At 68.7% G+C, this 14,260-nt stretch carries 15 protein-coding genes; 10 read left to right on the plus strand and 5 right to left on the minus strand.

The features are described from left to right. Positions 1-77: 77 nt before the first annotated feature. The 9 genes from atpB to H9Y04_RS02070 all read left to right on the plus strand — a co-directional run bounded on the left by atpB (position 78) and on the right by H9Y04_RS02070 (position 7,798). The gene (atpB, locus tag H9Y04_RS02030) at positions 78-848 is read left to right on the plus strand and encodes a F0F1 ATP synthase subunit A (RefSeq protein WP_187811897.1); all 771 of its coding nucleotides are present in this window, start codon (positions 78-80) and stop codon (positions 846-848) included. Between the two features lie 75 nt (positions 849-923). Next, entirely contained in the window at positions 924-1,169 is a 246-nt protein-coding gene (gene atpE, locus H9Y04_RS02035) for an ATP synthase F0 subunit C (protein WP_187811827.1), read from the plus strand. A 41-nt stretch (positions 1,170-1,210) separates the two neighbouring features. Further along, positions 1,211-1,771 carry a F0F1 ATP synthase subunit B gene (locus H9Y04_RS02040; protein WP_187811828.1) on the plus strand — a complete coding sequence of 187 codons (561 nt, stop codon included), beginning with the start codon at positions 1,211-1,213 and terminating at the stop codon, positions 1,769-1,771. After that, on the plus strand, positions 1,768-2,589 hold the full coding sequence (locus tag H9Y04_RS02045; protein ID WP_187811829.1) for a F0F1 ATP synthase subunit delta: 822 nt from the start codon (positions 1,768-1,770) through the stop codon (positions 2,587-2,589). The genes H9Y04_RS02040 and H9Y04_RS02045 overlap by 4 nt, the downstream gene beginning before the upstream one ends. 136 nt (positions 2,590-2,725) lie before the next feature. Beyond that, the gene (atpA, locus tag H9Y04_RS02050) at positions 2,726-4,324 is read left to right on the plus strand and encodes a F0F1 ATP synthase subunit alpha (RefSeq protein WP_187811830.1); all 1,599 of its coding nucleotides are present in this window, start codon (positions 2,726-2,728) and stop codon (positions 4,322-4,324) included. 20 nt (positions 4,325-4,344) lie between these two features. Next, the gene (locus tag H9Y04_RS02055) at positions 4,345-5,262 is read left to right on the plus strand and encodes a F0F1 ATP synthase subunit gamma (RefSeq protein ID WP_187811831.1); all 918 of its coding nucleotides are present in this window, start codon (positions 4,345-4,347) and stop codon (positions 5,260-5,262) included. After that, positions 5,262-6,698 carry a F0F1 ATP synthase subunit beta gene (atpD, locus tag H9Y04_RS02060; RefSeq protein ID WP_187811832.1) on the plus strand — a complete coding sequence of 479 codons (1,437 nt, stop codon included), beginning with the start codon at positions 5,262-5,264 and terminating at the stop codon, positions 6,696-6,698. The genes H9Y04_RS02055 and atpD overlap by 1 nt, the downstream gene beginning before the upstream one ends. A gap of 135 nt (positions 6,699-6,833) precedes the next feature. Continuing rightward, entirely contained in the window at positions 6,834-7,208 is a 375-nt protein-coding gene (locus H9Y04_RS02065; RefSeq protein ID WP_187811833.1) for a F0F1 ATP synthase subunit epsilon, read from the plus strand. 143 nt (positions 7,209-7,351) lie between these two features. After that, the gene (locus tag H9Y04_RS02070) at positions 7,352-7,798 is read left to right on the plus strand and encodes a DUF2550 domain-containing protein (RefSeq protein ID WP_187811834.1); all 447 of its coding nucleotides are present in this window, start codon (positions 7,352-7,354) and stop codon (positions 7,796-7,798) included. Positions 7,799-8,038: 240 nt separating this feature from the next. Here H9Y04_RS02070 and H9Y04_RS02075 read toward each other — a convergent pair whose 3' ends face one another. The 3 genes from H9Y04_RS02075 to H9Y04_RS02085 form a co-directional block, all read right to left on the minus strand. Then, positions 8,039-9,880: a glycoside hydrolase family 18 chitinase gene (locus H9Y04_RS02075; RefSeq protein ID WP_187811835.1), complete on the minus strand. Its 1,842-nt coding sequence runs from the start codon at positions 9,878-9,880 to the stop codon at positions 8,039-8,041. A 241-nt stretch (positions 9,881-10,121) separates the two neighbouring features. Further along, positions 10,122-10,799 (minus strand): response regulator, encoded by a 678-nt coding sequence (locus H9Y04_RS02080; RefSeq protein WP_187811836.1) that lies wholly within the window; start codon positions 10,797-10,799, stop codon positions 10,122-10,124. After that, on the minus strand, positions 10,796-11,974 hold the full coding sequence (locus tag H9Y04_RS02085) for a sensor histidine kinase (protein WP_187811837.1): 1,179 nt from the start codon (positions 11,972-11,974) through the stop codon (positions 10,796-10,798). The genes H9Y04_RS02080 and H9Y04_RS02085 overlap by 4 nt, the downstream gene beginning before the upstream one ends. A gap of 150 nt (positions 11,975-12,124) precedes the next feature. On the opposite strand from H9Y04_RS02085, the gene H9Y04_RS02090 reads away from it, so the two are divergent. Further along, complete coding sequence (locus tag H9Y04_RS02090) at positions 12,125-12,703, plus strand: hypothetical protein (protein ID WP_187811838.1); 579 nt, start codon at positions 12,125-12,127, stop codon at positions 12,701-12,703. Between the two features lie 18 nt (positions 12,704-12,721). Here H9Y04_RS02090 and H9Y04_RS02095 read toward each other — a convergent pair whose 3' ends face one another. Beyond that, the gene (locus H9Y04_RS02095) at positions 12,722-13,297 is read right to left on the minus strand and encodes a cob(I)yrinic acid a,c-diamide adenosyltransferase (protein ID WP_187811839.1); all 576 of its coding nucleotides are present in this window, start codon (positions 13,295-13,297) and stop codon (positions 12,722-12,724) included. Between the two features lie 9 nt (positions 13,298-13,306). After that, positions 13,307-14,056 carry an ABC transporter permease gene (locus tag H9Y04_RS02100; protein WP_187811840.1) on the minus strand — a complete coding sequence of 250 codons (750 nt, stop codon included), beginning with the start codon at positions 14,054-14,056 and terminating at the stop codon, positions 13,307-13,309. Between the last annotated feature and the right edge of the window lie 204 nt (positions 14,057-14,260).

Here is a 14,260-nt window from a genome sequence, read left to right on the forward strand (position 1 = left end):
ACCTATGCGTCACGCCGAAGGAGCCCGCGGTGAGTGCTGACAACGCCCAGCTCGCCTTTGACTGGAGCTGTCGGATCATGTCCGACAACGGGTGCGGCTTCCCGGCGCCGGGTCTCCACTCGTTTCTCTTCAAGCCGATCTTCACGATCGGCGGGTTCGAGTTCAACAAGATCATGCTGCTGGCGCTGCTCAGCACGCTCGTGGTCGTCACGTTCTTCACCTTGGCGTTCGGCAAGGCGAAGGTCGTGCCCGGCAAGCTCCAGCTGCTCGGCGAGATGGGTTACGACTTCGTCCGCCGCGGCATCGTCTACGAGACCCTCGGCAAGAAGGAGGGCGAGCGCTTCGTCCCCCTGATGGTCTCGCTCTTCTTCTTCATCTGGATCATGAACATCTGGTCCGTGATCCCGCTGGCGCAGTTCCCGGTCGCGGCCAGCATCGCGTACCCGGCGGTCCTCGCGGCCATCGTGTACCTGGTGTGGGTCCCGCTGACCTTCAAGCGCCACGGTTTCGTGGGTGGTTGGAAGAACGTCACGGGCTACGACCCGTCGCTCGGCCCCATCAAGTGGCTGGTCTCGTTCATCGAGTTCTTCTCGAACCTGCTTGTGCGCCCGTTCACGCACGCGGTCCGACTCTTCGCCAACATGTTCGCCGGCCACCTGATGCTGGTGATGTTCACCGTCGCCTCCTGGTACCTCCTGAACAGCTGGCTCATCCCCGCCGCCGGCGTCTCCTTCATCATGACGATGGGGATGATCGTCTTCGAGCTTTTCGTGCAGGCCGTCCAGGCGTACGTCTTCGTGCTCCTCGCCTGCTCGTACATCCAGGGCGCCGTCTCCGAACACCACTGAGTCAGCCCCGCCCCAACCCCCTAAGCGCCCGGTGGCCAACCCCCACCGGTCCATGAAAGAGAAGGAAGTAACGGCATGTCCGCGACTCTCGAGCTCGCCGCCCTCTCCGGTGACATCAAGGCCCTCGGCTCCATCGGCTACGGCCTCGCCGCCATCGGCCCCGGCGTCGGCGTCGGCATCGTGTTCGGTAAGGGCACCGAGGCCCTGGCCCGTCAGCCCGAAGCTGCCGGCCTGATCCGTGCCAACCAGATCCTCGGCTTCGCCTTCTGTGAGGCCCTCGCCCTCATCGGCATCGTCATGCCGTTCGTCTACGGCTCCTGATCGCCGTAGCCGAATAGCCACATCCGACGAAAGGCACTGAAGTGATCGCCACCCTTGTGCAGCTGGCTGCGGAAGGCGGGCACGCGGAAGAGCAGAACCCGCTCATCCCGCCCGGCCCCGAGCTGCTCGTCGGCACCCTTGCCTTCGCCATCGTCTTCTTCTTCTTCTGGAAGAAGCTCCTCCCGAACATCAACAAGGTTCTGGAAGAGCGCCGCGAGAAGATCGAGGGCGGCATCGAGAACGCCGAGGCCATGCAGGCCGAGGCCCAGTCCGTTCTCGAGCAGTACAAGGCCCAGCTCGCCGAGGCCCGTCACGAGGCCGCGCGTCTGCGCCAGGAGGCGCAGGAGCAGGGTGCCCAGCTCATCGCCGAGATGCGGGCGGAAGGCCAGCGGCAGCGCGAGGAGATCGTCGCCGCCGGTCACGCCCAGATCGAGGCAGACCGCAAGGCCGCCGCGTCCGCGCTGCGCCAGGACGTCGGCACCCTTGCCACGACCCTGGCCGGCAAGCTCGTCGGCGAGTCCCTGGACGACCACGCTCGTCAGAGCCGCGTGATCGACCGCTTCCTCGACGAGCTCGAGGAGAAGGCCGAGGCGACTCGATGACTGCGCACGGAGCCAGCCGCGAGGCACTGGCCGCCGGACGCGAGCGTCTCGACGCGCTGACCGACAACACCTCGGTCGACGCGGCGAAGCTCGCGGACGAGCTGGCCTCGGTCACCGCGCTGCTCGACCGAGAGGTCTCGCTGCGTCGGGTCCTGACCGACCCGGCGCAGTCCGGTGAGGCCAAGGCCCAGCTGGCCGAGCGTCTGCTCGGCGGCCAGGTGAGCGGCGAGACCGCCGACCTGGTGGCAGGCCTCGTGCGGTCCCGCTGGTCGGCCCCCCGCGACCTGGTCGACGGGCTCGAGGAGCTCGCCGCCACCGCGGACCTGACAGCTGCGCAGAAGGCGGGCAAGCTCGACGGTGTCGAGGACGAGCTGTTCCGGTTCGGCCGGATCGTCTCTTCCAGCACCGAGCTGCGTGCGGCCCTCACGGACCGCAGCGCCGCGAAGGCGGCCAAGAGCGAGCTCCTGCGGAGCCTGCTCGGCGGCCGTGCGGAACCGGTCACGGAGCGTCTCGTCACGCGCCTGGTGACCGCGCCGCGTGGACGTAGCCTTGAAGGGGGCCTCGAGTCCCTGTCGAAGCTCGCCGCGGAGCGCCGTAACCGCATGGTCGCGGTCGTGACCTCGGCGGTGCCGCTGTCCGACGCGCAGAAGCAGCGTCTGGGCGGAGCACTCGCCAAGCTGTACGGCCGCGAGATGCACCTCAACCTCGACGTGGACCCCGCGGTCCTCGGCGGGATCCGGGTGCAGGTCGGCGACGAGGTCATCAACGGTTCGATCGCGGACCGTATCGACGACGCCGCGCGCCGTGTGACCGGCTGACGCCTCACCAACTGAACTAGCAAGACCGACGGCCCGGTTGGGCCGTGCAGAGGATTCACCTCTTTGCGGGGGGAGTCCGAACAGGAACACCCCCCAAGTGAAACTTCGGGCCCAACAAGGAGAGCAGGGAACCCAGATGGCGGAGCTCACGATCCGGCCGGAGGAGATCCGGGACGCGCTGGAGAACTTTGTCCAGGCGTACAAGCCGGACGCGGCCTCGCGCGAGGAGGTCGGTACGGTCAGCCTTGCCGGCGACGGCATCGCGAAGGTCGAGGGCCTTCCCTCGGCCATGGCCAACGAACTGCTGAAGTTCGAGGACGGCACCCTCGGGCTCGCGCTCAACCTCGAAGAGCGCGAGATCGGTGCCATTGTCCTCGGCGAGTTCAGCGGCATCGAGGAGGGCCAGCCGGTGCAGCGCACCGGTGAGGTGCTCTCCGTCGGCGTCGGCGAGGGCTACCTGGGTCGCGTCGTCGACCCGCTCGGCAACCCGATCGACGGTCTCGGCGAGATCGAGACGTCCGGCCGCCGCGCCCTCGAGCTGCAGGCCCCGGGCGTCATGGCCCGTAAGTCGGTGCACGAGCCGATGGAGACCGGCTACAAGGCCGTCGACGCGATGACCCCGATCGGCCGTGGCCAGCGTCAGCTGATCATCGGTGACCGCCAGACGGGCAAGACCGCCCTGGCCGTCGACACGATCATCAACCAGCGCGACAACTGGCGCACCGGTGACGTGAACAAGCAGGTCCGCTGCATCTACGTCGCCATCGGCCAGAAGGGCTCGACCATCGCGTCGGTCCGCCGCGCGCTGGAGGAGAACGGCGCCCTCGAGTACACCACCATCGTCGCCGCCCCGGCGTCCGACCCGGCGGGCTTCAAGTACCTGGCGCCCTACACCGGTTCGGCCATCGGCCAGCACTGGATGTACGAGGGCAAGCACGTCCTCATCATCTTCGACGACCTCTCGAAGCAGGCCGACGCCTACCGCGCCGTGTCCCTGCTGCTCCGTCGCCCGCCGGGGCGTGAGGCCTACCCGGGTGACGTCTTCTACCTGCACTCGCGTCTGCTCGAGCGCTGCGCCAAGCTCTCGGACGACATGGGCAAGGGCTCGATGACCGGTCTGCCGATCGTCGAGACCAAGGCCAACGACGTCTCGGCGTTCATCCCGACCAACGTCATCTCCATCACCGACGGCCAGTGCTTCCTGGAGTCGGACCTCTTCAACGCCGGTCAGCGCCCCGCGCTGAACGTCGGTATCTCCGTCTCGCGAGTCGGTGGTTCCGCGCAGCACAAGGCGATGAAGCAGGTCTCCGGCCGTCTCCGCGTCGACCTCGCCCAGTTCCGTGAGCTCGAGGCGTTCGCCGCCTTCGGTTCCGACCTGGACGCGGCCTCGAAGGCTCAGCTCGAGCGCGGCCAGCGCATGGTCGAGCTGCTCAAGCAGGCTCAGTACGAGCCGATGGCCACCGAGGACCAGGTCGTCTCCGTGTGGGCCGGCACCACCGGCAAGATGGACGACGTCCCGGTCGAGGACATCCGCCGCTTCGAGAAGGAGCTCCTGGAGTTCCTGCACCGCAAGGAGCAGGGCCTCATGACCTCCATCAAGGAGGGCGGCAAGATGTCCGACGACACCCTGACGGCCGTCGCGGACGCCATCGTGGAGTTCAAGAAGCAGTTCGAGACCTCGGACGGCAAGCTGATCGGCGAGGACGCTCCGGCTGCCGTCGACGTCTCGAAGTGACGACGGAAGGGACCTGACTCATGGGAGCCCAGCTCCGGGTCTACAAGCGTCGCATCCGGTCCGTCACCGCGACGAAGAAGATCACCAAGGCGATGGAGATGATCGCCGCCTCGCGTGTCGTCAAGGCGCAGCGCAAGGTGGCGGCCTCCACGCCGTACGCGACCGAGCTGACCCGCGCGGTCACCGCGGTGGCCACGGGTGCCAATGACAAGCACCCGCTGACCACCGAGGCGGAGAACCCGACCCGGGCCGCTGTTCTGCTCCTCACGAGCGACCGCGGTCTGGCCGGCGCCTTCAACTCCAACGCCATCAAGGCCGCGGAGACGCTCACCGAGAAGCTGCGCGGCGAGGGCAAGGAGGTCGACACGTACATCGTCGGCCGCCGCGGTCTCGCGCACTACAACTTCCGCGAGCGCAAGGTCGTCGAGTCGTGGACGGGCTTCACGGACGAGCCCGCCTACGGCGACGCGAAGCTGGTCGCGGGTCCGCTCATCGAGGCCATCGAGAAGGACACGGCCGAGGGTGGCGTGGATGAACTCCACATCATCTACACCGAGTTCGTCTCGATGATGACGCAGAACGCGGTCGAGGCCCGACTGCTTCCGCTCAGCCTCGAAGAGGTCGCGAAGGAGGCGGGCACGAAGGACGAGATCCGCCCCCTGTACGACTTCGAGCCGTCGGCGGAGGACGTCCTCGACGCCCTGCTGCCGCGCTACGTCGAGAGCCGTATCTACAACGCGCTGCTCCAGTCGGCTGCTTCCAAGCACGCCGCCACGCGCCGCGCGATGAAGTCGGCCACCGACAACGCCGGGGATCTGATCAACAACCTTTCCCGGCTTGCCAACGCGGCCCGCCAGGCCGAAATCACCCAGGAAATCAGCGAGATCGTCGGTGGCTCTGCAGCACTGGCCGACGCGACCGCGGGGAGTGACAAGTAATGACGACCACTGTTGAGACGGCCACGGCTACGGGCCGCGTCGCCCGGGTCATCGGCCCGGTCGTCGACGTGGAGTTCCCCGTCGACGCGATGCCCGACATCTACAACGCCCTTCACGTCGAGGTCGCCGACCCGGCCAAGGACGGCGAGAAGAAGACGCTGACCCTCGAGGTCGCCCAGCACCTGGGTGACGGCGTGGTCCGCGCGATCTCGATGCAGCCCACCGACGGTCTGGTCCGCCAGGCCCCGGTGACCGACACCGGCAACGGCATCACGGTGCCCGTCGGTGACTTCACCAAGGGCAAGGTGTTCAACACCCTCGGCGAGGTCCTGAACGTCGACGAGAAGTACGACGGCGAGCGCTGGTCCATCCACCGCAAGGCCCCGAACTTCGACGAGCTCGAGTCGAAGACCGAGATGTTCGAGACCGGCGTCAAGGTCATCGACCTTCTCACCCCGTACGTCAAGGGTGGAAAGATCGGTCTGTTCGGTGGTGCCGGTGTCGGCAAGACCGTTCTGATCCAGGAAATGATCTACCGAGTGGCCAACAACCACGACGGTGTGTCGGTCTTCGCCGGCGTGGGTGAGCGCACCCGTGAGGGCAACGACCTGATCGACGAGATGTCCGAGTCGGGCGTCATCGACAAGACCGCGCTGGTCTTCGGTCAGATGGACGAGCCGCCGGGCACGCGTCTGCGCGTGGCCCTTGCCGGTCTGACCATGGCGGAGTACTTCCGCGATGTGCAGAAGCAGGACGTGCTGTTCTTCATCGACAACATCTTCCGCTTCACGCAGGCCGGTTCCGAGGTCTCGACCCTGCTCGGCCGTATGCCCTCCGCGGTGGGTTACCAGCCGAACCTGGCCGACGAGATGGGTCTCCTCCAGGAGCGCATCACCTCGACCCGTGGTCACTCGATCACCTCGATGCAGGCGATCTACGTCCCCGCGGACGACCTGACCGACCCGGCCCCGGCCACCACGTTCGCCCACCTCGACGCGACGACGGTTCTGTCCCGTCCGATCTCCGAGAAGGGCATCTACCCGGCCGTGGACCCGCTGGACTCGACGTCCCGCATCCTCGACCCGCGGTACATCGCGGCGGACCACTACTCGACCGCCATGCGCGTCAAGGGGATCCTGCAGAAGTACAAGGACCTCCAGGACATCATCGCGATCCTCGGTATCGACGAGCTGGGCGAAGAGGACAAGCTCGTCGTCCACCGCGCCCGTCGCGTGGAGCGCTTCCTGTCCCAGAACACGCACGTCGCCAAGCAGTTCACCGGCGTCGACGGTTCGGACGTGTCCCTCGACGAGTCGATCGCGGCCTTCAACGCGATCTGCGACGGCGAGTACGACCACTTCCCGGAGCAGGCGTTCTTCATGTGCGGTGGCATCGACGACCTGAAGAAGGCCGCCAAGGAGCTCGGCGTCTCCTGAATCGCCCCGCTCACCTGGGTGAGCGAAGCGACTCACGCGGGGGGCGGGACCCTCGTCCCGCCCCCCGCGATACGCCCACTAGAATTTGACCCAACACCCGGCATGACCGCCGGGTGGTGACCCGAGGAGCCAACCTTGGCTGCTGAGCTGCACGTCGAGCTGGTCGCCGCCGACCGCCAGGTCTGGTCCGGCGAGGCCACCCTGGTCGTGGCGCGCACCACGTCCGGCGACATCGGCGTCATGCCCGGTCACCAGCCGCTGCTGGGTGTGCTGGAATCGGGCCCGGTGACCATTCGTACGAGTGCGGGTGAGACTGTCGTCGCCGCGGTGCACGGCGGATTCATCTCGTTCGCGGACAACAAGCTCTCGCTGCTCGCCGAGATCGTCGAGCTGGCGGACGAGATCGACGTCCAGCGTGCGGAGCGCGCCCTCGAGCGTGCGAAGTCGGACGCGGACGCCGGTGCCGAGCGCCGTGCGGACGTACGTCTGCGCGCCGTCGCCACGCGCTGACGGGGCGACGCCGGAGAGCTGTATCGATTGAATGCGTGACTCAGCCGCGGCCGGGACTGGTTTTCGCCAGTACCGGCCGCGGCTGAGGTGAATGCGGGACAAAGTCGGTTGCGTAACGTGACGAGTCGAGGAGGTCGGTGCTCATGGTCCTCGCTCTGCTTGTCTGCGGCCTGGTGGTCGCCGTGGTCCTGGTCGGGTTGTTCGTGTTCGGCCTGCGCCGGCGCCTGATCCAGCGGTCCGGCGGTACCTTCGACTGCTCCCTGCGGTGGGATGCGCCGGAGGGCGGCGACACGTCCGGCAAGGGCTGGAGCTACGGGGTCGCCCGGTACAGCGGTGACCGGATCGAGTGGTTCCGCGTCTTCTCGTACGCGCCACGGCCGCGGCGCATTCTTGAACGGTCGGCCATTGAGGTCGTCGACCGCCGTGCCCCGGACGGGGACGAGGAGGTCGCGCTGCTCTCGGACGCGATCGTGCTCGGCTGCAAGCATCGCGGTACGCGGCTTGAGCTGGCGATGTCGGAGGATGCGCTCACCGGTTTCCTGGCCTGGCTGGAGGCTGCGCCTCCTGGGCAGCGTGTGAACGTGGCGTAGGTCCGGTTCGCTGTCGTCTGCGGGGCGGTTGCGCCTGCGGCGGGCTTTTCTCCCCGACCCGCCCCTTCCCGAAACCGGGGGCTTCGCCCCCGGGCCCCCGCATCCGCACTTCGTGCGGATCTGCTCAAGCGCCGCAGGGGCTGGATAGGGGCTGAAACGTGAAGCCGGAGCAACAGGGGGCAGACCCGTTGCTCCGGCTTCGTTTGTGTGCGGCCTTGTCGTCAGGGGGCCGCGGGCTTGCTAGCCGAGGCCGCCGTGGATCGCGGAGACCAGTTCGCCGTTCGCGGTGTCACCGCTGAACTCCCAGAAGAAGGCGCCGCCGAGGCCCTGGTTGTTGGCCCAGGTCATCTTGGAGCCGATGGTCGCGGGAGTGTCGTACGACCACCAGTCGCTGCCGCAGTGGGCGTACGCCGTGCCGGCCACTGTTCCGTTCGCCGGGCACTTGCCCTTGAGGACCTTGTAGTCCTCGATGCCCGCCTCGTACGTACCGGCGGCGGGTCCTGTCGCGGTGCCGCCCGGTGCCGCCTGCGTGACGCCCGTCCAGCCGCGGCCGTAGAAGCCGATGCCGAGCAGCAGCTTCGACGCCGGGACGCCCTTGGCCTTCAGCTTGGCGATGGCCTGCGAGGACGTGAAGCCGTCCTGCGGGATGCCGGTGTACGGGGTGAGCGGGGAGTGCGGAGCCGTCGGGCCGGTCTTCGCCCAGGCACCGAAGAAGTCGTACGTCATGACGTTGTACCAGTCGACCGAGGCCGAGGCGCCGCCGTAGTCGGCCGCGTCGATCTTGCCGCCCGCAGAGGCGTCGGCCGGGATCGCGGCGGTGACCAGGTTGTTCGGGCCGAACTTGGTGCGCAGCGCGGACATCAGGTTCTTGAAGGCCGCGGGGCCGCTGGTGTCACAGGTCAGACCGCAGGCGTTGGGGTACTCCCAGTCGATGTCGACGCCGTCGAAGACATCGGCCCAGCGCGGGTCCTCGACCAGCTTGTAGCAGGACTCGGCGAACGCGGCCGGGTTCTGCGCGGCCTGGCCGAAGCCGCCGGAGTAGGTCCAGCCGCCGACCGAGTACAGGATCTTGATGTGCGGGTACTTGGCCTTCAGCTTGCGCAGCTGGTTGAAGTTGCCGCGCAGCGGCTGGTCCCAGGTGTCGGCCACGCCGTCCACGGACTGGTCGGCCGTGTAGGCCTTGTCGGTGGCCGCGTAGGCGTCGTCAAGGGCGCACTGGCCGTTCTTGACGTTGGCGAAGGCGTAGTTGATGTGCGTGATCTTCGCCGCCGAGCCCGAGGTGACCAGGTTCTTCACGTGGAAGTTGCGGCCGTAGACGCCCCACTCGGTGAAGTAGCCCAGCTTGACCTTGGCGCCGGGCTCGGGCTCGCCGCCGCCACCGCCGGTGGTGCGCACGGCACGGGCGCCGGAGACCGGGCCGGTCTGGTCCGCGGTGTCACGGGCCTGGATCGAGTACGAGTAGTCGGTGCCCGCGGTCAGACCGCTGTTGGTGTAGGTGGTGCCGGTGACCGTGGCCACGACGGAGCCGTCGCGCAGGACGTCGTAGTTCTTGACGCCCTTGTCGTCGGTGGCCGCGCTCCAGCTGAGCTTCACCGAGGTGTCGGTGATGTCGGAGGCGGTGGGCGTGCCGGGCGCGCTCGGCGGGTTGTCGCCGGGGACGGTGGGCCCGCCGTCACAACTGGCGCCGTTGAGCTTGCAGTTGGCGGGGGAGCCGGAGCCCGAGCCGTTGAAGCCGAAGGAGACCGAGGCGCCGGGGGCGAGCGTCCCGTTCCAGGACTTGTTCTTGGCGGTCCAGTGGTTGCCCGAGCCGGTGATGTCGGCGTCCCAGCCGGAGGTCACCGTGGTGCCGGCGGGGAAGTCCCACTCGACGGTCCACGACGATATGGAGGAGGTGCCGGTGTTCTTGACGGTCCACCGGCCCTCGAAGCCGGTGCCCCAGTCGGAGGCCTTGGTGTAGGTGGCCGTCGCCTCGGCTGCTGCTGCGGGGGTGGAGAGGCCGACCAGTGCGGCGAAGGGGAGGATCAGGGTGGTGAGGCCTGCGATCAGTCTGTGCCGTACACGGGGGGTGGGTCTGAAGCGCACGAGCGCCTCCTGACGTGAGGTCCGGACAAGGGGGGTGGGACCTGCGCTGCCCTGAGCACGATGGGGCGTGTGCTCACCGCAAAGTGAGGCGAGCGTAGAAAGGTCTGGACCTTACGTCAATAGGTCTGGACCACTGGGGAGTTGAGTTCCGGCCGTTTTCGGTAGGAAGTTTCCGAAGTCCGGGTGCGATCGCGCTCGTGGTCCGCGTCCATTCGTGCCCACGGCCCCGGGTCCGTTCGCGTCAGACGCCCAACTCCTGGGCGAGCACCGCCGCTTGGACCCGGCTGCGCAACTCGAGCTTCCCGAGCAGCCGGCTCACATGGGTCTTCACGGTGGCCTCGGCCATGTCCAGACGTACCGCGATGTCGGCGTTGGACAGGCCCTGGCCGAGGCAGGAGAGCACCTCGCGTTCGCGCCGGGTCAGCGCGTCGAGCACCGCCGGATCGTGCGTGCTGCCCCCGCCCCGTACGGGCTTCGCGGCGAACTCCGCGATCAGGCGCCGGGTCACGGCGGGCGCGATCAGACCCTCGCCGCGCGCGACCGTCCGTACGGCCGCAAGGAGGTCCTTGGCCTCGGTGTTCTTCAGGAGGAAGCCCGACGCGCCCGCGCGCAGGGCGCCGAAGACGTACTCGTCGAGGTCGAACGTCGTCAGGACCAGGACGTCCGCGAGACCTTCGGAGACCACCTGTCGGGTGGCCGAGACGCCGTCCAGGCGCGGCATCTGGATGTCCATCAGGACCAGATCCGGGCGCAGTTCGCGCGCGAGCGCGACCGCCTCCTCGCCGTCGGCCGCCTCGCCCGCGACCTCTATGTCGGGTGCGCTGCGCAGGATCAGGACGAGACCCGCGCGGACGGCGGACTGGTCCTCGGCGACCAGGACGCGGATCGGCTGCGCGCCTTCGGGGGCCGGCTCGGTCATGTGGTTTCTCCTTCGGAGACGGGCAGTTCGGCCCGTACACGCCAGATCTTGCCGTACGGCTCCTGCGCCGGACCTGCCGTGAAGGAGCCCTTGAGCAGCGCGGCCCGCTCCCGCATCCCGACGAGGCCGGCGCCCGAACCCGGCGCGCGGGGGCCCTCGGTGGGGCCGACGGGGCTGGTGACCTCGACGGTCAGGAGGCCGTCCGTCTGGGCCAGCCGGATGCGGACGTCGCCAGGCGCGGCGTGCTTGAGCGCGTTGGTCAGGGACTCCTGCACGATGCGGTACGCGGCCAGCTCGACCGGGGCCGGCAGGGCGGTGCCCGGTGGGCGGGCGTCCTCCAGCGCGACGTCGAGGCCGTTGGTGCGAGCCTGTTCGGCCAGAGCGGCGACGCCGTCGAGGGTGGGCGCCGCGGCCGGTTCGAGGTCGCCGCTGTCGTCGCGCAGGATGCCGATGAGACGGCGCATCTCGGCGAGGCCCTCGACGCTGTTCTCGCGGATCACGGCCAGCGCGTCGCGGGTGGTCTTCGCATCGTCCAGGGAGAGCGCGGCCGTGGAGTGGATGGCGATCGCCGAGAGATGGTTGGCGACCATGTCGTGCAACTCGCGCGCCATCCGGGCGCGTTCGGCGGTGACGGCCTGGGTGCGGTCCATCTCGGCGAGCAGGGCGGTCTGTTCGGCGCGCAGTTCGGCGGCCTCGGCGGCTTTGCGGTGGTTGCGGACGGCGGAGCCCGTGATGGCGGGGGTGAGGGTGACCAGGGCGACCAGCGCGCCGAGCAGCAGCGCCTCGGGCTCACGCAGGAGCAGGACGAAGACCAATGTCGACACCGCGGTGAGAGCACCGGTGATCACCGGGATACGGCGGGCCGTCCGGTCGTCCCCGTACAGGACCGCGGCGTAGATCAGGTCCGCGAACATGGACGTCGTGGCGAGATTGCCCTGGGTGCACTGGTCCGCCGCGAACACCAGCACGCCGAGCAGCAGCACCGTGCGCGGATGGGTCCGCCTGAAGACCTCAAGGGCCGCCATCGCGGCCAGGGGGAGCAGGACCCAGCTGCCGCGCAGTACCCAGTGGCCCGAGAGGTTCATGTAGAGGCCGAAAGCCCAGAACAGCAGCCCGAAGGCAAAGCTGATCACCGCGATCAGTACATCGTGCAGGTGCGGTCGGGCTCGGCTCATGACCCCATCCAACACGGCCCGCGGCGTCCGGACCTCCGTATACGGGCCGAAGCGGCACTGCATCCTTCGATGTACTCACGGTTCGTCATCGGCGACGACGATCCGGGCCGTTTCGCACGGGAGTCTGGAAGCAGCCGAGAGGAGAGTCCCGTGATCGTCACGCTCATCATCATCTGCGAGGTCGGCTTCTGGGTGCTGCTCGCCGCAGGCCTGGCCCTGCGGTACTGGGCGAAGATGCCGCGCGCCAGTGTCGCCGTACTGCTCTGCGAGCCGCTGCTCGAAGTCGTGCTGTTCGTGGTCACGGCGATCGATCTGAAGAACGGCGCCGAGCCGGACTGGAAGCACGGTCTCGCGGCGGTCTACATCGGGTACTCCATCGCGCTCGGCCACTACACGATCAAGTGGGTGGACGTCCGGGTCGCGCACCGGTTCGCGGGCGGTCCCGCGCCGGTCACGCCCAAGTACGGGATGGCCCGTGCGGTGCACGAGTGGAAGCTCGCCGCCCGCTGGGTGCTCGCCGCGGTGATCGCGATGGCGCTGCTCCAGGGCGCGATCCAGTACGTCGGCCCGGACGGTGAGACGTCCTCGCTCGAGGAGTGGCAGGCCAAGATGCTCTTCGTGATCGGCATCAACGTGATCATCGCCGGGGCCTACACCCTGTTCCCGAAGAGGGCGCCGAAGAACGAGACGGCGGCCGCCGACCGGGAGCGTGAGCTCGCCGGCCGGTGACCGCCGCGGAACGGAACCTCAGCCGCGCTCTCCGCCCGGTACCCACAGCACATCGCCGATCTCCTTGTTGGCCGTGCGGGCCAGGATGAACAGGAGGTCGGAGAGGCGGTTGAGGTAGGTGGCGGTGAGCGGGTTCATCGTCTCGCCGTGCTCCTCGAGGGCCGCCCACGTCGAGCGCTCGGCCCGGCGCACCACGGTGCAGGCCTGGTGCAGCAGGGCCGCGCCGGGCGTGCCGCCGGGCAGGATGAACGAACGGAGCTTCTCCAGCTCCTCGTTGAAGCGGTCGCAGTCCGCCTCGAGCCGGTCGATGTAGAACTGCTCGACGCGCAGCGGCGGGAACTCCGGGTTCTCCACGACCGGCGTCGCGAGGTCGGCGCCCACGTCGAAGAGGTCGTTCTGCACGCGGACGAGCACCGCCTTGATCTCCTCGTCCAGGCCGCCGAGCGCGAGTGCGGTGCCGAGCGCGGCATTGGCCTCGTTGGCGTCGGCGTACGCCGAGATCCGCAGATCGGTCTTCTTCGTCCGGCTCATGTCGCCGAGGGCCGTGCTGCCCTTGTCGCCGGTACGGGTGTAGATGCGCGTCAGGTTGACCATGCCTCGAGATTACGCCCCGGCCTTGGCGAAGAGCCGTGTGCCGATGGTCACGGACACCGCCGAAAGTCCCAGGGCCGTGACCGCTCCGTACAGCATCCGCGTACTGGCGAAGTCGCCCACGTACGCGGCCCTGACCGCGTCCACGAGATAGCGCAGCGGCACGAAGTGCGAGAGCACATCGAGCCAGCCGGGGGCGAGAGCCATCGGCAGCATCAGGCCCGAGAGCAGCATCGCGGGCATGGTGAGCGCGTTGATCACCGGGCCGAACTCGGCCGGGGTGTTCGCCTTCATGCCGAGCGCGTACGAGAGCGACGCGAGCGACATCGACAGGACGCCGACGAAGACGAAGCCGACGAGGAGGCCGGCGAGCGGTGCGCGCAGGCCCATGGCGAGGGCGACGAGCACGAGCAGCACGGCCTGGAACGCGAAGAGCAGCGCGTCGCGCAGCACCCGCCCGAGCAGCAGGGCGAGCCGGCTGACCGGGGTGACGCGCATCCGGTCCACGACGCCGTACGTCTTCTCGACGATGATGCCGAACCCGCAGAACGAGGCGCCGAACAGGCCGAGCTGCAGCAGCAGCCCGGGTACGAGCACCTGCCAGGAGCTCCCCTCGGAGCCGAGCGGCAGACCGGTCAGGAGCGGGCCGAAGAAGAGGAGATAGAGGAGCGGCATCAGGATGCCGAAGAGCATCTGGAACTTGGAGCCGAGGGTCTGGCGGGCGTAGCGCCCGAAGATGATGGCGGTGTCGTGAAGGAGCATGCGGGGTCCGGGGGTCCAGGGGGAGTGGGGGAGAGCGGGTCGGGAGGCAGAGTTGCCCTGGCGGAGGGCTCGCGGCGGGCGCGGCGAGGGAGGCCGGACCGACGGGGGTGGCGGGGGGGGGGCCCCCCCCGGCGGGGGGGGGGGGGGGGGGGGGGCGGCCCCGCCCCCCCCCCCCCCGCCCCCCCGGCCCCCCCGCCCGGGCCG

Origin of the sequence: Streptomyces polyasparticus (assembly GCF_014493765.1) — a bacterium.
Taxonomy (GTDB): domain Bacteria; phylum Actinomycetota; class Actinomycetes; order Streptomycetales; family Streptomycetaceae; genus Streptomyces; species Streptomyces polyasparticus.